This is a genomic window from Aeromonas sp. sif2433, assembly GCF_019218705.1.
GTDB lineage: Bacteria > Pseudomonadota > Gammaproteobacteria > Enterobacterales > Aeromonadaceae > Aeromonas > Aeromonas encheleia.
The window spans coordinates 132,819-154,811 of the sequence record NZ_JAHUXD010000004.1; the positions used below are offsets into that span (position 1 = coordinate 132,819).

Below are 21,993 nucleotides of genomic sequence, written 5' to 3' on the forward strand. Positions count from 1 at the left end.
CCCGACCGGCCACGCCAACAAACAGGCCCCAATCATGGGGCCTGTTTGTTGGTCGATGCATCGTCCTCAGGGCAAGACCACCCGGCTCTCGCCGCCACCGAGGGCCTCGACCCTTATTTGCACACCGATGCGTTCCACCAGGGTCTGGACGTGGGAGATGACCCCGATCTGGCGGCCCGCCGCCTGCAAGGAGTCGAGGCTGGAGAGCGCGAGATCCAGGCTGTCCGGATCCAGGGTGCCGAATCCCTCGTCGATGAACAGCGACTCGACCTGGGTCTGGCGCGACGAGAGGCTGGAGAGCGCCAGCGCCAGCGCCAGCGACACCAGGAAGCTCTCACCGCCGGAGAGGGAATCCACCGAGCGCACCTCGTCCCCCATGTCGAGATCCACCACCTGCAACGCCAGATCGGTGCCGGGCACCCGCTCCAGCCGGTAGCGTGGCGACAGCTCCGCGAGCTGGGCATTGGCCTCCAGCAGCAGGCGCTCCAGGGTGAGGCTCTGGGCGAAGGTGCGGAATTTGGCGCCGCTGGCCGACCCTATCAGCTCAGACAACTGTTGCCAGTGATCCACCACCCCCTGCTGGCGGGCCAACTCTGCCTGCAGGCTCCCCGCCTTGAGCGCCGCCGTCTCAGCCTGGGCCAGGGTGCTCTTGCACTGGAACAGCTGCTCCTCCAGCTCGCGGCACAGCGCCGTGCTGGTGGTGAGGCGCTGGCTCAGCTCCTCGGTGGAGAGCGCGGTCAGCTCCCCATGATGCTCGCGGTAACGCTCCAGCTTGGCCTCCTCCTGCGCCTGCGCCCGCTGGCGCTCCCCGAGCCGGGTTCTGGCCTCGGTCAGGGCGTCCTCAAGCCGCTGCAAGGCGGCGCGCCGCACCTTGAGCTCATCCGGGCTGATGGCCAGCAGCCGGCGCAGATCATATTCGGCGATGCCGAGCGCACTGGCCTGCGCCGCCCAGCGCCCCTGCACCTCGCGCCGCCGCCGGCTGCTCAGCTGCCTGTCCTGCTCGAGATGGGTGAGCCGGGTCCTGAGCTCGGTCTGTCGCTCCCTGGCGGCCCGCAGGGCGGTCACCGCCTCCTCGAGCCGGCTGGTCGCCTGTTGCTGCCGCTGCTGCCATTCGTGCTCGACCTGGGCGATGGCGCGGCCATCGAGGCAGGCCTCGCGGCTGGCCAGCAGCCCCTGGCGCTGCTGTTCCCCTTCCTTGTAGTCGCGCTCCAGCTTGTGCAGCAGCGCGTTCTGGCCCTGCACCCGTACCTCCTGGGCGCTCAGTAGAGGGGTCAGGCTGGCGAGCTCGTTGCCGAGTTGCTCCCACTCTCCCTGCCCCTGCAGATAGGCCTCGCAGCTCTGCTGCCACTCCTGCCAGCGCTCACCCTCAATCCACTGGCGCCAGGGCTCGGCCCCCATCTGCTGATCGAGCCTGGCCTCCCCCTGTGCCAGCCGCTGGCGCAGGGTGCTCTCCTGCTCGGCCAGCGCCTTCAGCTCGGCCTCCCAGGCTACCTTCTGGCGCTCGTCTTCGTGCCACTGCTGTTCACACTGCTGATACCGGACGTTGAGTTGGGCCAGCTGCTCCCGCAGCCCCGCAAGCTGCTGCTGCCCCTGCTGGGCCTGCTGCAACTGCTGTTGGCCGGCCGCCAGCTCGTGCTCCAGGGCCTCCCCCTGGGCCAGTAGATCGGCCTGCAGCTCGACCCACTCCGCCGGGCTCTGGCGCGGTGGCAGGCCACGCCCTCCCAGCAGTGACCAACGCTGGCTCAGCTGTTCGGATCTCGCCGCCAGCTCGGGCTGATGCTGCTGGCGGGCGGCCAGCTGGCGGGCCAGTTCGACCCCTTCGCTCTCCCCTTGGATGTGCTGATGATGGAGTCGCTCCCAGTCGAGATCCAGCTGACGGACGCGCTCGGCCAGCTGCGCCAGTATACCAGCCACCTGGGGCTGGCTCTGGCGATAGGGATGCTCCTCGGCGCCGCAGAGCGGGCAGGGAGCCCCCTCCTGGAGCACGTGACGATGCTGCTCGAAACTGGCCACGGCGCGGGCCTGCTCCAGGGCATGGCGCGCCTCCTCCCGCTGGGTGCCGAGCCGCGCCAAGGCGGGCTCCAGCTCATCGCGCTGGGCGGCAAGCCGGGCCAGCTGCTGCTCGAGCATGCCGATCTCTTGCCACAATCGCTGCTGCTGTTCGCTGTGATTGCGACCCGCCTGTGCCAGCTCCAGCATCTGCCGCACCCGCGCCAGCTGCTCGGTGCGGGACTGACGCTGCTCCTGCGCCCTGGCAACCTGAGCGTCCCACTCCTGTGCCTGCCACTGATCGTGTTGCAGCAGCAGACGCGCATGCTCCTGCTGCCAATGGTCTCGCTCCTGTTGCCCCTGCTCGAGGCGAGCCAGCAGATTGCGCAGGGCATGGCTTCGATGTTCACGACTCTGCAGCAAGCGCTGCAGCAGCGCCTTGTTCTCGGCCCAGTCCTGCATGGCCGCCAGCAGGGGTTGCCACTGGCGTGCCAGCGGGGCCAGCGTCTTGCGCTCCTCGAGCCAGCTCGCCCACTGCCGGCGGCGATCCTCGAGCGCCTGCGCCCGCTCGCGCTGCTGCTGCCACTCCTGTTGCAGCTGGAGTTGCAGGGTCCTCGCCTGCGCGCCCTGCTGCTGGATCTCCTGCAACTGACCGGCCTTCTCCCGGATGCGGGTATCGAGATCCTGTGCCCGCTTGAGCTCGGGTTGCAGGGCCCCCCACTCCCGCTCGGCGCTCAGCTTATCCGCCAGCAACTGCTGCTCACGCAGGGCGGCCTGTTGCTGCGCCTGCGAGGACAGCTCAAGCTCGGGTCCCAACTGGCCGATAAGCAGCTCCTGCTGCTGCACCTCCTGGTCGAGGCGGGCCAGCTCGTCGTGATCCGCGCGGGCCACCTGGGCCTGCTCGGCGCGGCCAAACTCCTCCCGCTCCGGGGCCGCCTGGGCATGGGCCGCCTCGGCGTCAGCGAGCGCGGCCTGTCCCTCCTGGCAGGCGAGGCGCAGGGCGGCGATGCGATCGTTGAGGTCGCGCAAGTCCTGCAACAGCTGACGCTGCTGCTGCTCGTGCTTGAGACTGGTGGAGAGGCGCTGCTGCTCGGCGACCCAGTGCTCGCGGGTCGCCTCGTCCATCAGCGCCACATCGCCGAGCCGCTGGCCTATGGCCGCGAGCGTCTGCTGCTCGGCCCGAGCCCGCTCATGGGTCTGTACCGAGATGGCGGAGTAGAGCTCGGTGCCCGTCATCCGCTCCAGCAGCGCCGAGCGCTCGTCGGCGCCCGACTTGAGGAAGGCGGCGAACTCCCCCTGGGGCAGGATCACCGCGCGGCGGAACTGCTCCCAGGAGAGGCCCACCAGCTCGTCGATGCGCTCCTGCAGCTCCCGCTTGCTGCCGGAGAAGAGCTGGCCGGTAACGACGTCGGTCAGGCTGCGCTCCTGGGCCTGAAAACGCCCCTCCGAGCGGTTGCGGGCCCGGCGCACCGCCCAGCGTGCCAGCCAGATACGACCGTCACAGCCGCGAAACTGCACCTCGGCGAGGCCGCTGGCGTGGCCACGGCTGAGGATATTTTTAACATCGTTAGCGGTTAATTTTTCTTTTTCGTCTTCATCCGCTCGGCCAATTTTTTCAACATTCTTGCGATTGGCAATAAAGCGCGGCATCTCGTCGTACAGCGCCAAACAGATGGCATCGAGCAATGTGCTCTTGCCGGCGCCAGTGTTGCCGGTGATGGCGAACAGGCCCGCGGCCCCCAGGGCGCCACGGGTGAAGTCGATGGCGAAGGCGCCGGTCAGGCTGGCCAGGTTCTCACCGCTGAGAGACAAGATTTTCATGCTTCGGACTCCTTGACCTGCGCCAGGATCTCTTCAAACGAGGCCACCAGTTCGGCCTGGGGTTCACCGTCAAACTGGCGCTGATAGCAGAGCCTGAATACCTCGGTCGGCGAGAGTTCATCCAGCCTGCGCCGGCTGGCACCATCGGCCAGCCCCTGACCCGAGCCCTGATAGCGGGTGCTGATGCGGGCCAGCCGCACCGGCTTGCCCGCCATGGCCGCCAGGATCCGCTCGCGGATGCGGGCCTCGGGCTTGGGCAGCAGCAGGCGTACCTCGAGGAAGGGTTGCGCCTCCTGGGGGCATTCGGGCAGGGAGAGTGCCTCTATGGCTTTGAGCGCCGCGTCGAGTTCACTCTCCGGCAGCCGGATCATCTCGACGCTGCGGGGCACGGGGAGTCGCTCCAGCCCCGCCAGTTTGCCATCTTCGAGCGTCACCTCCAGCACCTGATGGTTGTAGTTCGCCTCTGCCAGCGACAGCGGCAGCGGCGAGCCGCTGTAGTGCACCGCCGTGGCCGGGCTCTGGGCCAGATGCAGGTGACCGAGCGCCGTGTAGTCGGCACCTGCGAAAATGTCGGCGGGCAGGGCGTGCTGATTGCCGCCGAGCACCCGCCGCTCGGACAGCTCGGAGAGCTGGCCCGCCGCCAGATAGGCATGGCCCATGGCGATCAGCGCCTGGCCGGGCTCGCAGCGCGCGCGCCCCGCGCCCAGCACCTCGGCATAGACCTGGCGCACCCCCTCGATCAGCCGATCCTGCCCCTCTTCCAGCGGCTCGACCCGCAGATCGCTGCTGCGCAGGAAGGGCACGGCGGCGCACCAGGCCGCAACCTTGCCCTCCTGGTCCTGCAGCGGCACCAGCAGGCGTTCGGTCTCGAGCCGCCCCTCCCCATCCCGGCTGATGCTGCCCACCAGGTGCAGATCGAAGGCCCGCAGCAGCTCGTGAGGGGCATCCAGCTTGGAGGGGGAGTCGTGGTTGCCGCCGATCAGCACCATGTTGAGCCTGGGCATCTCGGCCCGCAGCCGGGCCAGGAAGCGGTAGAGCTGCTGCCAGGCGCTGGCGGGGGGATTGGCGGTATCGAACAAATCCCCCGCCACCAGCAGGGCATCGATCTGCCGGCTCTTGATGGTGTCGGCCAGCCAGTCGAGGAAGGCGTCGTGTTCGAAGCGGCGCTCGTGGCCATGGAGTTGATGACCCAGATGCCAGTCGGCGGTGTGCAGGATTTTCATGAGAAGGCGGCTCGGATTGTCGAATCGATCTGTCGAATCAATCTGTAGAATAAATAGAGGAGCGGTGCCGGCGGCACCCGATGCAGACAAGATGCGGATCTGCCATCACTTTTTCAAGCAAAACAGGCCGCCGGCGTCAGATTCAGGCGGTCGGGAAGCACATCCGGTATTGGGGGTGACCGGTCAGCGGATCAGACTGCTCCCCCGCGATCACGAAGCCGTGGCGCCGATAGAAGCGCACCGCCGGCTCGTTCTCCACGAACACCCGGGTATGCAGCTTGCCCTCCTGCAGCTTGGCCTCCTGCAGCAGGGCATGGCCGACCCCGCGACCCTGCCGGTCGGGGCGCACGAACAGCGCCGCTAGGAAATCCTCCACCAGCGCCATGAAGCCAAGCAGCTCATCGCGCTCCTCGTATACCCAGATGCGGGCATGATCGAGGTAGCGGGTGCGCAGCTCCTCCTGGGCCTGCCACCAGCAGGAAGCGTCAACAAAATCATGAGCCTGCAAGGATGCCAGCAGCCAGATCTCGACTATCTCTTCCATGTCTTCCGGCCTGCTCGCTCTCAACATTTCCGCATCCTTGTTAACAAACTCGACACAGGCAGTCTAGGGGACTTTGATGACACAATGGGGGTGAAACAGGACTCCCTGTGAACTCGATCTCCCTTTATTTAGCGAGAATGATTGGCTGATCACAAAGCGCCTCTCTAGTACAATGCCCGCCGGACAATCTATGAGACCGAGGACGCCATGTGGTTTAAAAACCTGCAGATTTATCGCTTTACCCGCCCCTTTGACCTGACCGTGGATCAGCTGGAAACCCAGCTCGAGGCCTGTGCCTTCACTCCCTGTGGCAGTCAGGACATCTCCCGGTTCGGTTGGGTCAAGCCCCTCGGCAAATTCGGCTCAACCCTGACCCACAGCGCCTCTGGCCACATCCTGCTCTGCGCCCGCAAGGAAGAGAAGATGCTGCCGGGCACGGTGATCAAGGAGATGCTGGCGGAGAAGGTCGAAGCGATCGAATTCGAGCAGGGCCGCGCCCTCAAGAAGAAGGAGAAGGAAGCGCTGAAGGAGGAGATCCTCCACACCCTGCTGCCCCGCGCCTTCAGCCGCACCAGCCAGACCTTCGCCTGGATCAATCCGGCCGACAACCTGATGGTGGTGGACGCAGGCTCCGCCAAGAAGGCGGACGATCTGCTGGCCCTGCTGCGCAAGAGCATCGGCACCCTGCCGGTGGTCCCGGTGGCCCTCAAGAACCCACCCGAGATCACCATGACCGAGTGGCTGAACGAGGGTAACCTGCCCGCCAGCTTCACCCTGGAAGACGAGGCCGAGCTGCGCAGCGCCATGGAGCATGGCGGCATCATCCGCTGCAAGCAGCAGGATCTGATGAGCGAGGAGATCAAGAATCACCTGGCCAACGACAAGCTGGTGACCAAGCTGGCCCTGAACTGGGGCGAGACCCTGAGCTTCGTGCTGGGGGACGATCTCTCCATCAAGCGCCTCAAGTTCAGCGAAGAGCTGCGCGAGCAGAACGACGACGTGACCAGCGAAGATCCCGCCGCCCGGCTGGATGCGGACTTCGCCCTGGTGACCGCCGAGCTGGCCCAGTTCATCCCGGCGCTGTTTGCCGTCCTGGGTGGCGAAGAGCAGTCCATCTAGCCGAGCCGACCAGATAGGATAGTCCCCTGGCGACAGGAGTCATCGCAAGCAACCGCCCTTCACTTAACAAGAAGGGCGGTTTTTTTATGTGTCGAGCCAGGGTGCCGGAGGCAGTCCCCGCCTCAGAGCGCGCCGCGATCCAGGAGCGTGCGGTGCAGCCGCTCGGCCAGGGTGCGATAACCCGCCCCATTGAGATGCACCGCATCGGACTTGAACTCGGGGCTGCGCAGCAGCTCGCCAATGCTCTCCTCGTCCAGCACCAGCTGGTATTGCTCCGCGAGCTCGGCGTAGAGCGGTGCCCCCGTGGCGAACAGGGACTTGCGGGGCACGGCCACCAGCAGCAGTTGGGCACCGCTGCCCTGCACCGCCTCTATCATGGCGGCCAGGTTGGCCTTGAGCGCCGCTTCCCCGCTGCCGCGCAGTATGTCATTGCCCCCCTCCAGCAAGATCACCAGCGCGGGCCTGTGCTCGGCCAGCAGCGCCGGCAAGCGGGCCCTGCCCGCCTGACTCAGCTCGCCCGAGACCCCGGCGTTGATGACGGGGTGACCGCTCAGAGCGGCCAGCACGCTGGGGTAGCTCTGGGTCGGGCTGGCACCGCGCCCCTCGGTCAGGCTATCGCCGAACGCCAGTATGGTCTCCCCCGCCGCCAGGGGCCTGAAGCCCGGCTCGCCGCAGGCTGTCAGCAGCAGGCAGAGCAGCCCCATCACGCATCTTCTCATCCCTCTCCCCCAAGCCCGCCGGGCGCCTCCGTGGATATGTCTGTAACCATATGAGTAGCAAGACAATCTTTCAATGAAGCCTCGATTGTGCCACATTCCAGCCTGGTGTTGAAAAAACAGACAAGGAGAGTGTCATGTCCCTCAAGCCCCTCGGCCTGCTGGTGGCCTTCGGCCTGCTCGCCGGTTGCGCCCCCCAGAATGGCTTCCATTATGTGCCCCCGCCCCAGACCCTGCTCGCCCCCGAGGCGGCCAGCGGCTGGACCGACAAGCAGGGCTGGCAGGGCCGTGACTTCATGGTGGCCGCCGCCAATCCGCTGGCGGTAGATGCCGGCTATCAGATCATCAAGGCCGGCGGCAGCGCGGTGGATGCAGCCATCGCCGTCCAGCTGGTGCTGACCCTGGTGGAGCCCCAATCCTCCGGCATCGGCGGTGGCTCCCTGCTGCTGGTGTGGGATGGCAAGCGGGTGAGCGCGGTGGATGGCCGGGAGACCGCCCCCGCCGCGGCGACGGATCAGCTGTTTATGCGGGGCGGCAAGCCGATGGCGTTCTATGACGGCGTGGTGGGCGGTCGCTCGGTCGGCGTCCCCGGCACGGTGCGCGCGCTGGCGCTGGCCCATCAGCGCTATGGCAAGCTGCCCTGGGCCACGTTGTTCGAGCCGGCCATCACGCTCGCCGAGCAGGGTTTCATCATCAGCCCACGGCTGGCCAGCCTGCTGCAAAAGGATCCCTATCTGGCCAAGGATCCCGATGCCCGCGCCTACTTCTATCTGCCGGATGGCACCCCAAGGGCCGCCGGCAGCAGGCTCAGCAACCCGGCGCTGGCCAGGGTGCTGCAGACCCTGGCCCGGGAGGGGGCCGACGCCTTCTATCGGGGGCCGCTCGCCGAGGCCATGGTGGCCAAGGTGCACCAGCACCCCACCAACCCCGGCGTGCTGGCGGCCGTGGATCTGGCCAGCTACAGCGCCAAGCTGCGGGACGGCCTCTGCTTCGACTATCGCCAGAGCGAGGTGTGCGGCTTCCCGACCCCCTCCTCCGGCACCATCGCCCTGGGCCAGATCTTCGGCATGCTGGAGAGCCGCGACATGGCGGCCCTCAAGCCGGTGCCCACGGCCGACGGCCGGCTGGCCGCCTCAAGCGATGCCATCCATCTCTACAGCGAGGCGGCGCGGCTCGCCTTCGCCGACCGCAACCAGTATGTGGCCGACGGCGACTTCGTCAGCGTGCCGGTGCAGGGGCTGCTCGACAAAGGCTACCTCGCCGAGCGCGGCAAGCTGATCGGCACCCGCTCCATGGGGATCGCCCAGCCCGGCACGCCGCCACTGGCGCTGGCCCGCGGCAAGGACGCCACCCCTGAGCTGCCCTCCACCAGCCACGTCTCCATCGTCGACAAGGCGGGGATGGCGGTCTCCATGACCAGCTCCATCGAGGATGGCTTCGGCTCGCGGCTGATGGTCAACGGCTACCTGCTCAACAACCAGCTCACCGACTTCTCCTTCACCTCGGTGGATGCCGCCGGTCTGCCGGTGGCCAACCGGGTCGAGCCGGGCAAGCGCCCGCGCTCCTCCATGTCGCCCCTGCTGGTGTTTGACAAGCAGACCGGCGAGCTGGAGATGAGCCTCGGCTCCCCCGGCGGCTCGGCCATCATCAACTACGTGGGCAAGACGCTGCTCGGCACCCAGGATTGGGGGCTGAACCTGCAGCAGGCCATCAACCTGCCCAACTTCGGCAGCCGCAACGGCCCCACCGAGCTGGAGCAGGGGCGCACGCCCCAGGCCGTGATCGAGGGTCTCAAGGCCAGGGGGCATGAGGTGCTGCTGAACGAGCAGACCTCGGGCCTGCAGGGGGTGGAGCGCAACGCCACCGGCTGGTTTGGCGCCGCCGATCCCAGACGGGAGGGGGTCGCCCGGGGCAAGTGATCGCCGCAAGCTCATCACAGCGGAGGCGGCCAGGGTGCCGCCTCCGCACCTTGTCCGTTCACCTCGCGTGACGGCCAGAACAACCAATCACCGATGAATTACTCCTGCCAAGGAAATGGAAAACATCCCGCCTTCTCTCCTCAGTTTTATTACTTATTCACATTTAATCGCAGATATGGGCATAAATGTGGATAAAGATTGCCAATTTTGCATAAATGTATTATTTTTCAACAGAAACGGCAGCGTTGTCTTCAACACTCTGTGCTTGCTGCGGCCGACACTGTCTCTTTCGCCCCCTGCTCATTGACAGCTGCCCTCTTCGCCCCCGCGGTGATCTGGTAGCCCACTGACTGCCATTAGCGAGGTGACGATATGGACCATTCACTCCCCCTGATCACGACTCTGGTAGGCGGCCTGGTGCTCGCCTATCTGTTTGGCATGCTGGCCCAGCGCCTGCGCATCTCCCCCATGGTGGGCTACCTGGCAGCAGGCGTCGTCTGCGGCCCCTTCACCCCCGGCTATGTGGCCGATCTGAGACTCGCCCCCGAGCTGGCGGAGATCGGCGTCATCCTGCTGATGTTTGGCGTCGGCCTGCACTTCTCCCTGAAGGATCTGCTGTCCGTCAAACAGATCGCCATCCCCGGCGCCATAGTGCAGATCACCCTGGCGACCCTGCTCGGGCTCGGCCTCTCCCAGCTGCTCGGCTGGAGCATCACCGCCGGGCTGGTCTTTGGCCTGGCGCTCTCGACGGCCAGCACCGTGGTGCTGCTGCGGGCGCTGGAGAGCCGGGGCCAACTCGATACCAGGGAAGGCCGCATCGCCATTGGCTGGCTGATCGTCGAGGATCTGGTGATGGTGCTGGCGCTGGTCCTGCTCCCCATCCTGGCCAAGCTGCAACAGGGCGACGAGGCCCTGACCCTCACGCATATCCTGTGGGATCTCGGTTTCACCCTGGCCAAGGTCGCGGCCTTCATCGCCCTGATGGTCATAGGCGGACGCCGCCTCATTCCCTGGCTGCTGGCCCGCACCGCCGCGACCGGCTCCCGCGAGCTGTTCACCCTGGGGGTGCTCTCCTGCTCACTCGGCATCGCCTTTGGCGCCGTCAAGCTGTTCGGGGTCTCCTTCGCCCTCGGCGCCTTCTTCGCCGGCGTCGTGATGAACGGCTCGCACCTGAGCCACAAGGCGGCCAACGACACCCTGCCATTGCAGGATGCCTTCGCCGTGCTCTTCTTCGTGTCGGTGGGCATGCTGTTTGATCCCGCCGTCCTGCTGCGCGAGCCGCTGGCGGTGCTGGCGACCATCTTCGTCATCATCATCGGCAAGTCGGTGGCGGCCTTCATCATAGTGCGGCTGTTTGGCCACAGCCGACGCACCGCCCTCACCATCTCGGCCAGTCTGGCGCAGGTGGGGGAGTTCTCCTTCATCCTGATGGGGCTGGGCACCCTGCTGGGGCTGGTGCCCGATGTGGCGCGCGACCTGGTACTGATCGGGGCCTGTTTCTCCATCATGCTCAACCCGCTGGTGTTCAATCAGGCCGAGCGCTGGTTGCGGCGCCACCCTGAGCCGCAGGCGGAAGAGGCCCCCATCCAGTGCCCCCTGCGGGGCCATGTCGTGGTGGTCGGGGCCGGCGCCATCGGCAGCCATCTGATCCGGCGCCTGCACGAGCAGGGGCAGACGATGGTGGTCATAGACAGTGACGAGAGCCTGCTCGCCCCCTGGCGCGCCCTGGGGATCAGCTGCCTGGCGGGTCAACCGACCCAGGGGGATCTGCTCGATGCGGCGCTGCCCGATGCCAGCTGGCTGCTGATCACCCTGGATGACAGCCTGCTGGCCGGCGAGGTCGCGGCCATGGCCCGTGAGCGGGGAGCCCTGCTGCAAGTGGCGGCCTGCGGCCAAGCGCCCGAGGAGGTGCATCACCTGCGCGGACGCGGCGCTCAGCACGTAGTCCAGAGCCAAGAGGAGGCGGCGCGGCGATTGTGCCAGCTGGTGATCCACTCCCTCCCCGCCGAGCCGGATCCGGCCTGACCCCTGCCGGGTTGCAGGCGCCGGCCCCTGGATCGCAGGGCGCAGCATGGCAAGCGCCCAGGATATGCCCCTGGCCCCAGCCCCCTCCCGTCACAAGATGAAAAAATCGAGGCCACCCTGGGGTGGCCTCGTCATGTTCAACGCCTGATAGAAGTCCGCGCCTACACCCCCAGTCGATCCCGCAGGCTGTACCAGGTGGCACCCGCCATGGTGAAGGGGATGCGGAACAGCCGGCCACCCGGGAAGGGGTAGTGAGGCAGTTTGGCGAAGGCATCGAACCGCTCGGCCTGGCCACTCAGCACCTCCGCCAGCAGCTTGCCCGCCAGATGGGTACAGGTCACGCCGTGGCCGCTGTAGCCCTGCATGTAGTAGATGTTGTGGCCGATGCGGCCAAACTGCGGCAGACGGGACAGGGTCAGCAGGAAGTTGCCGGTCCAGGTGTACTCCACCTTGACGTCTCTGAGCTGGGGGAAGGTCTGCAGCATCTTGGGGATGATCAGCCGCTCTATGTCCGCCGGATCCCGCGCCCCATAGACCACGCCGCCGCCGTAGAGCAGGCGGTGATCGCCGGTGGTGCGGTAGTAGTCGAGCAGGTAGTTGCTATCTTCCAGGCAGTAGTTCTGCGGCAGGAGGGCGCGGGCCCGCTCCTCCCCCAGCACCTCGGTGGCGATCACCTGGGTGCCGCACGGCATGCTCTTGGACGCGAGCTCGGGCACCAGGTTGCCGAGGTAGGCGTTGCCGGCCACCACCACGAAGCGCGCCTTCACCGCCCCCTTGGCGGTCTTCACCAGCGCGGGCTGGCCCGGGGTGATGGCGGTGACGGCGGATTGTTCGAAGATCCTGCCCCCCTGCATGCGGATGGCCTCCGCCTCCCCCAGCGCCAGGTTGAGGGGGTGGATATGACCACCACGCTTGTCGAGCAGGCCGCCGACGTAGCGATCGCTCGCCACCACCTCGCGGATCCCGTCCTCATCGAGCAACTCCAGCTCGTCGTTGCCCCACTGCTGCCAGCGGGCCTGCTGGGCCTTGAGCTCGTGCAGCTGGCGCTCGGTCTCGGCGGCAAAGACCCCGCCCTGCTGCAGATCGCACTGGATGTTGTAGCGCTTGATGCGTTCGCGGATGATGTCGCCCCCCTCAAACAACATGGAGCCGAGCAGCCTGGCCTGATCCGGCGGGCAATTCGCTTCTATGGTGTCGATGTCACGGCTGTAGGAGTTGACGATCTGGCCGCCGTTGCGACCGCTGGCCCCGAAGCCCACCCTGGCCGCCTCCAGCACCACCACCGAGTAGCCCTTCTCCACCAGATGCAGCGCGCTGGAGAGGCCGGTGTAACCCGCCCCTATGATGCAGACATCGCACTCCAGCTGCTCGGTCAGGGTCGGATAGGGCGCGTGTTTATTGGCGCTGGCTGCGTAGTAACTGTTTACATGTTCGGTCATGATCCTTGTTTCCTTACCGGTTCTTTTCCAAAACTAGAAGTTGGCCGGGGTATGGGCGCTGACGATGCGGCAGCTCTGCCCCGACGGATTGCTGAAACTGTGGGGCTCGCCGGTGTCGATCACATAGCTGTCCCCGGCATTGAGCCGATAGGTCTGCCCGGCCAGGGTCAGCAGCACGGATCCCTCCAGCACGGTGCCGACCTCCTCCCCCAGATGCTTGACCTGGCCCCCGGTGTCCGTGCCGGGGGCGTAAGTCTCCAGCATGAAACCGAGCTGGCGGCGGTTGTTGCCGTTGTGCACCAGCTTCATGGAGACCCCCTGGCTGCCCAGCTCGATCAGCTGTTCGGCCTTGATCACCACGGTCGGTGCCCGCCCCTCCTCTTCGGCGAAGAAGCGGGATAGCGGCAACTCATAGACACTCAGCAGCTTCTGCAGCGAGGCCACCGACGGGCTCACCTTGTTCTGCTCTATCATGCAGATGGCGCCGTGGGTCAGCCCGCTCAGCTCGGCGACCCGACGCTGGGAGAGCCCGAGGCGGCGGCGGGTGGCGGCGAGCCGCTCCCCCATGCTTTTATCCATCCCTTTGCCCGTCAAGGGGTTATCCGTCATGGCCTGCCACTGGGCCTCTCCTTGTGGTTGCTGCATCGCCCACCTCCCTGTGTACCTGCCTAGGTGCCTGCCTAAGTCCTGTGAGCCATCTGGTTAAAATAGCGGACCAATTCCACCGCCGTGTTCGTTATCCTGCACAACCAGGCCGTTCATTATTTTGCACACCTGAGTCCAGGAAATCCGATAGAATCGCCCTGACAGCTCCATTTCTAGCATGTGACGGCCGCTTTACTCAAATATATTTAACACTTGAAAAACATTTCGGCTCAATTTATGGTCGTTACGTGCTTATTATTCTATACGGTGGCATCGTCGGATGAGTTGGCCACCCGGACCCACAATCGAGGCTTCCTATCTATGTCAGCATCGTCAGCATCACAACCCGCTCAGGCTCACGCCTTGCTCAAATCCCTTGCCTATATAGATGGTCACTGGTGCGAGGCCCATGACGGGCGCCAGTTCGCGGTGCTCAACCCGGCCACGGGTGAGATCATCACCCAGGTGCCCGACATGGGCGAGGCCGACACCCGTCGCGCCATCGAGGCAGCGCACGGCGCCCAGCCCGCCTGGGCAGCCCTCACCGCCAAGGAGCGCAGCACCAGGCTCTATGCCTGGTTCGAGCTCATCATGGCCAACCAGACCGAGCTCGCCCGCATCATGACCCGCGAGCAGGGCAAGCCGCTCGCCGAGGCCAAGGGCGAGGTGGCCTACGGCGCCAGCTTCATCCAGTGGTTCGCGGAAGAGGGCAAGCGCGCCTATGGCCGCACCATCCCGGGCTTCTCCGGGGATAGGCGCCTCGCGACCATCAAGCAGCCGGTGGGCGTGGTGGCCGCCATCACCCCCTGGAACTTCCCCATCGCCATGATCACCCGCAAGGCGGGCCCGGCCCTGGCGGCCGGCTGCACCATCGTCATCAAACCCGCCGCCGAGACCCCGCTCTGTGCGCTGGCGTTGGCGGTGTTGGCGGAGCGGGCGGGCATTCCGGCCGGGGTCATCAACATCATCACCTCCCATCAGGCCTCGGTCGTGGGCGACGAGCTGTGCCGCAACCCCAAGGTGCGCAAGCTCTCCTTCACCGGCTCCACCCGCATCGGCAAGCTGCTGATGCGCCAGTGCGCCGACACCATGAAGCGGCTGTCGCTGGAGCTCGGCGGCAACGCCCCCTTCATCGTGTTTGACGATGCGGATCTCGACGCCGCCGTCGCGGGTGCGCTCGCCTCCAAGTACCGCAACGCGGGCCAGACCTGCGTCTGCGCCAACCGCATCCTGGTGCAGGCCGGCGTCTACGACGCCTTCGCCGACAAGCTGGCCAGCGCCGTGCGCGCCTTCAAGGTCGGGGATGGCATGAGCGAGGGCACGCAAATCGGCCCGCTCATCAATCCCGCCGCCGCCAGTAAGGTGGCCGAGCTGGTCAATCAGTCCATCACCGCCGGCGCTTGTGTGCTGGTGGGGGGTGAGCCCCATCCCGCCGGCCCGCTGTTCTACCACCCCACCATCCTGACCGAGGTGGCGCAGGACAACCCCATCTTGCAGGAGGAGATCTTCGGCCCCGTGGCCCCGCTGGTGCGCTTCGAGACCGAGGCCGAGGCCATCGCCATGGCCAACGACACCCCCTACGGACTCGCCGCCTACTTCTATGGCCGGGACATTGCCCGGGTGTGGCGGGTCGCCGAGCGGCTGGAATACGGCATGGTCGGCATCAACGAGGGGATCATCTCCACCGAGCTGGCGCCCTTTGGCGGCATCAAGGAGTCGGGCCTTGGCCGCGAAGGGGCCAGCGAGGGCCTGGAAGAGTACCTCGAGACCAAATATCTCTGCTTCGGCTCAATTGCATAAAAATACATTTATTGTAATTATTAATTCTTTAATGGCAGGGGTGTCTCGAGTCGTCCGCCCCATGACATCACCACAAGGAGAGGGTCAGCAGCCAAGCTGCCGGCCCATCACAGTGAATTGAGGGGCTAGCCCCAGAGGGAGAATAGAGATGAGTAACCAATCCTGGCAGGCCCGCCGTGAAGCCGCCGTGGTACAGGGAGTCGGCACCCTGCTGCCGGTCTTTATCGAGCGGGCGCAGAACGCCGAGCTGTGGGACGTGGAGGGCAATCGCTACATCGACTTCGCCTCCGGCATCGCGGTGCTCAACACCGGCCACAACCATCCCAAGGTGCTCGCCGCCGTGCGCGAGCAGCTCGAGAAGTTCAGCCACACCTGCTTCCAGGTCACCCCCTACGCCGGCTACATCGAGCTGGCGGAGAAGCTGAACGCCCTGGTGCCCGGCCCCACCCCCAAGCGCACCCTGTTCCTCTCCACCGGCGCCGAGGCGGTGGAGAACGCCATCAAGATCGCCCGGGCACACACCGGCCGCAGCGGCACCATCGCCTTCAAGGGCGGCTTCCACGGCCGCACCATGATGGGGATGGCGCTCACCGGCAAGGTGGTGCCCTACAAGACCGGCTTCGGCCCCTTCCCGGGTGAGGTCTATCACCTGCCCTTCCCGGCCGATTATCTGGGGGTGAGCGAGGCCGAGGCCCTGGCGGCGCTGGATCTCTGCTTCAGCTCGGACATTGAGCCGGCCCGGGTGGCCGCCATCATACTGGAGCCAGTGCAGGGGGAAGGGGGCTTCTACGTCGCCTCCCCGAGCTTCATGCAAGCCTTGCGCAAGATCTGCGATCAGCACGGCATAGTGCTCATCTGTGACGAGATCCAGACCGGCTTCTGCCGCACCGGCAAGACCTTCGCCACCGAATACAGCGGCATAGAGCCGGACATCATGACGCTCGCCAAGAGCCTGGCGGGCGGCTTCCCGCTCTCGGCCGTGGTGGGCAAAGCTGAGATCATGAACGCCGCCAAGCCCGGTGGTCTGGGCGGCACCTATGCCGGCTCCCCCATCGCCTGCGCCGCCGCCCTGGCGGTGCTGGAGGTCATCGAGGAGGAGCAGCTCAACCTGAAGGCCCAGACCCAGGGCGAGCAGATCAAGGCCCGCCTGCACCGTCTGGCGGAGCGCTTCGACTGCATCGGCGACATCCGCGGCCCCGGCGCCATGGTGGCCATGGAGCTGGTCAAGGGACGGGATGCCACCCAACCTGACCCGGATCTCACCAAGCGGCTGGTGGCCGAGGCGGGCAAACAGGGGCTGGTGTTGCTGGCCTGCGGCGTGCGCGCCAACGTCATCCGCTTCCTGGCCCCCCTCACCGCCCCCCCGGCCCTGATCGACGAGGGGCTGGACCTGCTGGAGCAGGCGCTGGCCGCCGCCAGTCAGGGCTAGCGCCCGGATCTGCCCACCCGCACGAAGGATATCGTCAGATAACTGCAGGCCGTCCATCGCGGACGGCCGCCATATACGGTATCATCGCGCCCCTAAAAAATGATGGCAGGAGCAGTTGGCTCCCTCTGTGACGCATCACGCCGTCATGGAGCCCGTCTCCCTGCTCGGCAGGCGGGCTCTTCACCACTGCATTCTTAGGAGACAGGCCCCATGGCCCCACGCCCCGCGCGACTGAAGCAAACCCTGACCCTGTGGCAAGTGGTCGTGATGGGGTTGGCCTACATGACCCCCATGGTGGTGTTCGATACCTTCGGCATCGTCACCGACATCACCCAGGGTCATGTCACCACCGCCTACCTGCTGGCCCTGGTGGGGGTGCTGTTCACCGCCTCCAGCTACAGCAAGATGGTGCGCCACTACCCGATCGCCGGCTCGGCCTACACCTATGCCCAGCGGGAGTTCTCCCCGGTGGTGGGCTTCATGGTGGGCTGGTCCTCCCTGCTCGACTACATCTTCCTGCCGATGATCAACATGCTGCTGGCCAAGATCTATCTGAGCGCCCTCTTCCCCGGCGTCGAGCCCTGGATCTTCATCCTCGGCATGACGGTGCTGATGACCGCCATCAACCTGCGCGGCATCGATCTGGTGGCCAACCTCAACGGCCTCATCATCTTCATCCAAGTCGCCATCATGCTGGTCTTCCTCGGCCTGCTCGGCCATGGCATCTATCAGGGAGAAGGGCTCGGCACCCTCAGCCTGCAGCCCGTCTACAGCACCAGCACCGAGCTGCTGCCGCTGCTGACCGGCGCCACCATCCTCTGCTTCTCCTTCCTCGGCTTCGACAGCCTGAGCGCGCTGTCCGAGGAGACGCCGGAGGCCGGCAAGGTGATCCCCAGGGCCATCATCCTGACCGCGCTGCTTGGCGGCCTCATCTTCGTGGTGGTGGCCTATGCCCTGCAGCTCTACTTCCCGGATGCCTCCCGCTTCAAGGCGCCGGACGCCGTGCTGCCGGAGATCGCCCTCTATGTCGGCGGCAAGCTGTTCCAGAGCGTGGTGCTGGTCTGCGCCTGCGTGGCGGTGCTGGCCTCCGGGCTCTCCTCCCACGCCGGGGTCTCCCGCATCCTCTACGTGATGGGACGGGACAAGGTGCTGCCCCAGCGCACCTTCGGCTACATCCATCCCAAGTGGCGCACCCCGGTGTTCAACATCCTGCTGGTGGGCCTGCTGGCCTTGTCGGCCGTCAGCTTCGATCTGGAGATCGCCCTGGCGCTGATCAACTTCGGCGCCCTGGTGGCCTTCACCGTGGTCAATCTGTCGGTGATCTCCTGCTACTACGTGCGTCAGGGCCGCAACAAGACCTGGCAGGATCGCCTGCAATACCTGGTGCTGCCCCTGCTCGGGGCCGGGACTGTGGCTGTCCTGTGGCTCAACCTGGAGCAGACCTCCCTGATGCTGGGGTTGATCTGGGCCGCCATCGGCGGAATTTACCTGTTTTTGCGCACCACGGTCTGGCGCGTCTCGCTGCCGAGCCACCCGGCGGAAAGCCTTGCCAGCAGCGGGCTGGCACCCCTGCCGTCGACACCGGAATAGGCGCGGTTTATTGATGTAAACCCTGTCCTTGCGCATTCTCTTGTCGGGAATGCCGATCCTGGCTTGTCATCCCCCCCCATCTGGGGCAAAATGCGCGCCGATTTGAATAACCGATGTGATCCTCACATCGGTTATTTTTCATTTTGAAAACAAGTGTCTACTTCGAGGCCGGAACGTTCCGGAAATGATATCTAGGTTCAGATGGACCTAATGCCGCAATGAGGAAAAACATGGGGCTCTTATTGGCTTTGTCTCCGGTTGTCACCGGAACCTGCTTTGGTCGCCGCGCGACCAACGTCTGTGGTTTGCATAGCAATGCGATGCATATGCGAGAAACCAGTCCCATGGCCTCAAGCCATTCAACTTCCTGCCAGCCGTGCAAGGAGGAAGCCTGAGTGAGCCAGCAACCCGTTCGTCTGAAGAAAACCCTCAGCATGTGGCAGGTGGTGGTGATGGGCCTGGCCTATCTGACCCCCATGGCCGTGTTCGACACCTTCGCCATCGTCGGTGACATCACCGAGGGCCGGGTCGCCACCGCCTATCTGCTGGCGCTCGGCGGCATCCTGCTGACCGCGTTCAGCTACGGCCATCTGGTGCGCAAGTTCCCCTCCGCGGGCTCCGCCTACACCTATGCCCAGAAGGTGTTCAACCCCTATATCGGTTTCATGGTGGGCTGGTCTTCCCTGCTCGACTACATGTTCATGCCGATGATCAACATACTGCTGGCCAAGATCTACCTGACCGCCATGTTCCCGGGGGTCGATCCCTGGATCTTCATCTTCGGTCTGGTGACTGTGATGACCTTCCTGAACCTGCGCGGCATCAACCTGGTGGCCAACTTCAACGGCGTCATAGTGGTGATCCAGCTCGCCATCATCACCGTCTTCATCGGCCTGATGGGCTGGGGCATCTACCACGGCGAAGGCGCGGCAACCCTGATGAGCAGCCGGCCGTTCCACTTCGAATCCGCCAGCGTGCTGCCGCTGTTTACCGGCGCCACCATCCTCTGCTTCTCCTTCCTCGGCTTCGACGGTCTGAGCTCACTCAGTGAAGAGACCCCGAACGCCGGCAAGGTGATCCCGCGCGCCATAGTGCTGACCGCCCTCATCGGTGGCGTCATCTTCGTGGTGGTCTCCTACTGCCTGCAGCTCTACTTCCCGGATCTGGCCCGCTTCAAGGAGCCGGACGCCGTGCTGCCCGAGATCGCGCTCTACGTCGGCGGCACCTTCTTCCAGAGCGTGGTGCTGGTGTGCACCACGGTCGCGGTGCTGGCCTCCGGCATGGCGGCGCACGCCGGCGTGTCCCGCATCCTCTACGTGATGGGGCGCGATCGCATGATCCCGGAGCGGGTGTTCGGCTACATCCACCCGAAATACCGGACTCCGGCCATCAACGTGCTGATGGTGGGCGGTCTGGCCCTCTCCGCCGTGTCCTTCGATCTGGATACCGCGCTGGCGCTGGTGAACTTCGGTGCCCTGGTGGCCTTCACCTTCGTCAACCTGTCGGTCATCGGTCAGTTCTGGGTGCGGGAGAAGCGCAACAAGTGCCTCAAGGATCACCTGCTCTACCTGCTGCTGCCGCTGCTCGGCGCCGCCACCATAGGGGCGCTCTGGATCAACCTGGAACAGAGCTCGCTGGAGCTTGGCCTGATCTGGGCCGGGCTGGGGGTGACCTATCTGTTCCTGCGGCTGGCGGTGTTCCGCATTCCCTTCCGTCAGTACGAGGAAGCGGTCGACGGTCAGTAAGGATCGTGGATAAACAGAAGGGGAGCCGCGGCTCCCCTTCTTGCATTCAGACATCCGCACAGGCGGATCATCAACCCTGATTGAGCACCGCGGTGGCGGCCGCCTTGACCGGATCCTTGGCCACCGCCTTCGCATCCCGCTGAGCCTGCTTGAGCTGCTGCCCGGTCTGATTGACCTTGCCCTGCGCCTCCTTCAGGCCGGCACTCTGCTTGTTCAGCGCGGCATTGGTGTGCTGCTTCGCCTCTTTCAGGCCCGCCGTCTTCTTGTCCAGCACATCGGTGCTGCTCTTCTTCACCTCGGCCTTGGCCTTGTCTTTCTGCTGACGCATCAGCTTGTCGGCGTCGCAGTTGCCCTTGACCCCCAGGGTCGCATTCATCGCCTCGTTTCTGGCCGCCTTGTCGAGGTTGCACTCGGACTTGAACACGCTGGCCTGCGCACCGGCAGACAGCAACCCCAGAGACAGACACAATACCCATGCACGCATAACAACTTCCTCAGCTTGGAGACAGGAGAGTCCGGCAGCATATAACCCTGAGATCTCAGTGCAAGGGCGGGGGGCGGTTGTGGGCCAGATGGCGCCAGAACGGCGTTTACTCCGACACTTTTTGTCTGCGACGAGCCGCGCCGCCCTGTCACCAAATCATCATAAAAGTGTCACTTTGTCATATTTCTGTCATGGAGCCTTGCTGTAATGCGCCCGTCCATTCTTCACAGACTGCCCAGAGGCACCATGCACAGCACCCCATCTTCCGCACAACAGCAGACCCGTCGTACCGGCCCACTGTTCAACTGGCTGGCTGTGATCACCCTGATCTACCTCATCCTGGTCGCCGTCGGCGCCGTCTCCCACGGCTTCAAGGGCTTCTCCGGCGGCGCCGAGGGCGCGGCCCAGATCTTCGCCTTCGCCAACAACCCCTTCGTCGCCCTGCTGCTCGGCATCCTGGCCACCGCCCTGGTGCAATCGTCCAGCACGGTCACCTCGGTGATCGTCGGCCTGGTGGCGGGCGGCCTGCCCATGGAGATGGCCATCCCCATGGTGATGGGCGCCAACCTCGGCACCACCATCACCAATACCATCGTCTCCCTCGGCCACATCCGGGATCGCGCCGAGTTTCGCCGCGCCTTCGCCGCCGCAACGGTACACGACTTCTTCAACCTGCTGGCGGTCTTCATCTTCCTGCCGCTGGAGCTGATGTTCGGCCTGCTGCAACGGAGCGCCGAGTGGATCGCCAGCCTGCTGATGGGCTCCGCCGACATGTCGATGAAGGGGATGGACTTCATGAAGCCCCTCATCTCGCCGGCACTGGATCTCATCGATCAGGCCGTCGCCATCCTGCCGGGCAAGGGCCCCGCCATCGCCACCATCTGCATCGGTATCCTGCTGATCCTCGCCTGTGTCACCAGCCTGGGCAAGGTACTGCAACAGGTCATGGTGGGCCGTGCCAAGGAGCTGCTGCACAAGGCGCTGGGCCGTGGCCCGCTGACCGGCATCGCCTCCGGCACCCTGGTCACCGTCATGGTGCAGTCCTCCTCCACCACCACCAGCCTGATGATCCCGCTGGCCGGCGGCGGCGTGTTCAGCACCCGTCAGCTCTACCCCTTCACCCTGGGTGCCAACATAGGCACCACCATCACGGCGCTGCTGGCGGCCACCGCCATCAGCGGTACCGGTGCCCAGCTGGCGCTGACCATCGCCCTGGTCCATGTGCTGTTCAACCTGTTCTCCGTGGCGCTCATCTATGGCGTGCCCTTCCTGCGCGAGCTGCCCATCAAGGCCGCCGAAGGGCTGGCCCGGGTGGGCAGCGAGAACAAGCTGCTGGCGCTTGGCTACGTGGCCGGGCTCTTCTTCGCCCTGCCGGCGCTGATGATGGTGGCGGCCAAGTAATAACGTCTGATGGCACCAGGGGAGGGTCACCTTCACCCCCTGATCATTTGTCTCGCCTGGTAGCGCCATCCAGCCAATCCAGACGACAGAGAAGAGGGGCAACA

Annotated in this window: 15 protein-coding genes; 8 read left to right on the top strand and 7 right to left on the bottom strand. The window is 65.4% G+C overall.

Translation table 11 applies throughout. The features are described from left to right. Positions 1-66 precede the first annotated feature (66 nt). The 3 genes from KW825_RS07940 to KW825_RS07950 all read right to left on the bottom strand — a co-directional run bounded on the left by KW825_RS07940 (position 67) and on the right by KW825_RS07950 (position 5,604). Entirely contained in the window at positions 67-3,810 is a 3,744-nt protein-coding gene (locus KW825_RS07940; RefSeq protein ID WP_218328868.1) for an AAA family ATPase, read from the bottom strand. Continuing rightward, positions 3,807-5,033 carry an exonuclease SbcCD subunit D C-terminal domain-containing protein gene (locus KW825_RS07945; RefSeq protein WP_218328869.1) on the bottom strand — a complete coding sequence of 409 codons (1,227 nt, stop codon included), beginning with the start codon at positions 5,031-5,033 and terminating at the stop codon, positions 3,807-3,809. Before KW825_RS07945 ends, KW825_RS07940 begins: the two co-directional genes overlap by 4 nt. A gap of 142 nt (positions 5,034-5,175) precedes the next feature. Next, positions 5,176-5,604, bottom strand: a complete 429-nt coding sequence (locus KW825_RS07950; RefSeq protein WP_218328870.1) for a GNAT family N-acetyltransferase — start codon at positions 5,602-5,604, stop codon at positions 5,176-5,178. A gap of 180 nt (positions 5,605-5,784) precedes the next feature. Here KW825_RS07950 and rdgC point away from each other — a divergent pair, with 180 nt between their 5' ends. Then, a complete protein-coding gene (gene rdgC, locus KW825_RS07955) occupies positions 5,785-6,696 on the top strand; it encodes a recombination-associated protein RdgC (RefSeq protein ID WP_042653928.1) in 912 nt (303 codons plus the stop codon). 122 nt (positions 6,697-6,818) lie between these two features. On the opposite strand, the gene KW825_RS07960 is transcribed toward rdgC, so the two are convergent. Then, positions 6,819-7,415, bottom strand: coding sequence for a GDSL-type esterase/lipase family protein (locus tag KW825_RS07960; RefSeq protein WP_218328871.1), 597 nt, complete (start codon positions 7,413-7,415; stop codon positions 6,819-6,821). Positions 7,416-7,549: 134 nt separating this feature from the next. Here KW825_RS07960 and ggt point away from each other — a divergent pair, with 134 nt between their 5' ends. Further along, positions 7,550-9,331 (top strand): gamma-glutamyltransferase, encoded by a 1,782-nt coding sequence (gene ggt / locus KW825_RS07965; protein ID WP_218328872.1) that lies wholly within the window; start codon positions 7,550-7,552, stop codon positions 9,329-9,331. A 372-nt stretch (positions 9,332-9,703) separates the two neighbouring features. Continuing rightward, the gene (gene ybaL, locus KW825_RS07970; protein WP_218328873.1) at positions 9,704-11,356 is read left to right on the top strand and encodes a YbaL family putative K(+) efflux transporter; all 1,653 of its coding nucleotides are present in this window, start codon (positions 9,704-9,706) and stop codon (positions 11,354-11,356) included. A 161-nt stretch (positions 11,357-11,517) separates the two neighbouring features. Here ybaL and KW825_RS07975 read toward each other — a convergent pair whose 3' ends face one another. Beyond that, entirely contained in the window at positions 11,518-12,795 is a 1,278-nt protein-coding gene (locus KW825_RS07975; RefSeq protein ID WP_218328874.1) for an FAD-binding oxidoreductase, read from the bottom strand. Positions 12,796-12,828: 33 nt separating this feature from the next. Continuing rightward, positions 12,829-13,440 carry an HTH-type transcriptional regulator PuuR gene (puuR, locus tag KW825_RS07980; protein WP_218328875.1) on the bottom strand — a complete coding sequence of 204 codons (612 nt, stop codon included), beginning with the start codon at positions 13,438-13,440 and terminating at the stop codon, positions 12,829-12,831. Positions 13,441-13,761: 321 nt separating this feature from the next. Between puuR and KW825_RS07985 the strand changes: the two genes are divergently transcribed. The 4 genes from KW825_RS07985 (at position 13,762) to KW825_RS08000 (ending at position 20,004) form a co-directional block, all read left to right on the top strand. Next, positions 13,762-15,240 carry an NAD-dependent succinate-semialdehyde dehydrogenase gene (locus tag KW825_RS07985; protein ID WP_218328876.1) on the top strand — a complete coding sequence of 493 codons (1,479 nt, stop codon included), beginning with the start codon at positions 13,762-13,764 and terminating at the stop codon, positions 15,238-15,240. Between the two features lie 148 nt (positions 15,241-15,388). Next, positions 15,389-16,669, top strand: coding sequence for a 4-aminobutyrate--2-oxoglutarate transaminase (gene gabT / locus KW825_RS07990; RefSeq protein ID WP_218328877.1), 1,281 nt, complete (start codon positions 15,389-15,391; stop codon positions 16,667-16,669). Positions 16,670-16,879: 210 nt separating this feature from the next. Continuing rightward, positions 16,880-18,259 carry an APC family permease gene (locus KW825_RS07995; protein WP_218328878.1) on the top strand — a complete coding sequence of 460 codons (1,380 nt, stop codon included), beginning with the start codon at positions 16,880-16,882 and terminating at the stop codon, positions 18,257-18,259. A 434-nt stretch (positions 18,260-18,693) separates the two neighbouring features. Further along, complete coding sequence (locus KW825_RS08000) at positions 18,694-20,004, top strand: APC family permease (protein ID WP_126623520.1); 1,311 nt, start codon at positions 18,694-18,696, stop codon at positions 20,002-20,004. 70 nt (positions 20,005-20,074) lie between these two features. On the opposite strand, the gene KW825_RS08005 is transcribed toward KW825_RS08000, so the two are convergent. Beyond that, positions 20,075-20,488: a hypothetical protein gene (locus tag KW825_RS08005; protein ID WP_042653938.1), complete on the bottom strand. Its 414-nt coding sequence runs from the start codon at positions 20,486-20,488 to the stop codon at positions 20,075-20,077. A 246-nt stretch (positions 20,489-20,734) separates the two neighbouring features. Between KW825_RS08005 and KW825_RS08010 the strand changes: the two genes are divergently transcribed. Then, on the top strand, positions 20,735-21,889 hold the full coding sequence (locus KW825_RS08010) for a sodium:phosphate symporter (protein WP_042653939.1): 1,155 nt from the start codon (positions 20,735-20,737) through the stop codon (positions 21,887-21,889). Positions 21,890-21,993 lie beyond the last annotated feature (104 nt).

Excerpts from the sequence above, each read along its gene's own strand:
- gabT (WP_218328877.1), top strand. The coding sequence starts at position 15,389 with ATGAGTAACCAATCCTGGCAGGCCCGCCGTGAAGCCGCCGTGGTACAG.
- KW825_RS07950 (WP_218328870.1), bottom strand. The coding sequence starts at position 5,604 with ATGTTGAGAGCGAGCAGGCCGGAAGACATGGAAGAGATAGTCGAGATC.
- KW825_RS08005 (WP_042653938.1), bottom strand. The coding sequence starts at position 20,488 with ATGCGTGCATGGGTATTGTGTCTGTCTCTGGGGTTGCTGTCTGCCGGT.
- KW825_RS08010 (WP_042653939.1), top strand. The coding sequence starts at position 20,735 with ATGCACAGCACCCCATCTTCCGCACAACAGCAGACCCGTCGTACCGGC.
- KW825_RS07995 (WP_218328878.1), top strand. The coding sequence starts at position 16,880 with ATGGCCCCACGCCCCGCGCGACTGAAGCAAACCCTGACCCTGTGGCAA.
- KW825_RS07960 (WP_218328871.1), bottom strand. The coding sequence starts at position 7,415 with ATGAGAAGATGCGTGATGGGGCTGCTCTGCCTGCTGCTGACAGCCTGC.
- KW825_RS07975 (WP_218328874.1), bottom strand. The coding sequence starts at position 12,795 with ATGACCGAACATGTAAACAGTTACTACGCAGCCAGCGCCAATAAACAC.
- ggt (WP_218328872.1), top strand. The coding sequence starts at position 7,550 with ATGTCCCTCAAGCCCCTCGGCCTGCTGGTGGCCTTCGGCCTGCTCGCC.
- ybaL (WP_218328873.1), top strand. The coding sequence starts at position 9,704 with ATGGACCATTCACTCCCCCTGATCACGACTCTGGTAGGCGGCCTGGTG.
- rdgC (WP_042653928.1), top strand. The coding sequence starts at position 5,785 with ATGTGGTTTAAAAACCTGCAGATTTATCGCTTTACCCGCCCCTTTGAC.
- KW825_RS08000 (WP_126623520.1), top strand. The coding sequence starts at position 18,694 with ATGTGGCAGGTGGTGGTGATGGGCCTGGCCTATCTGACCCCCATGGCC.
- puuR (WP_218328875.1), bottom strand. The coding sequence starts at position 13,440 with ATGCAGCAACCACAAGGAGAGGCCCAGTGGCAGGCCATGACGGATAAC.
- KW825_RS07945 (WP_218328869.1), bottom strand. The coding sequence starts at position 5,033 with ATGAAAATCCTGCACACCGCCGACTGGCATCTGGGTCATCAACTCCAT.
- KW825_RS07940 (WP_218328868.1), bottom strand. The coding sequence starts at position 3,810 with ATGAAAATCTTGTCTCTCAGCGGTGAGAACCTGGCCAGCCTGACCGGC.
- KW825_RS07985 (WP_218328876.1), top strand. The coding sequence starts at position 13,762 with ATGTCAGCATCGTCAGCATCACAACCCGCTCAGGCTCACGCCTTGCTC.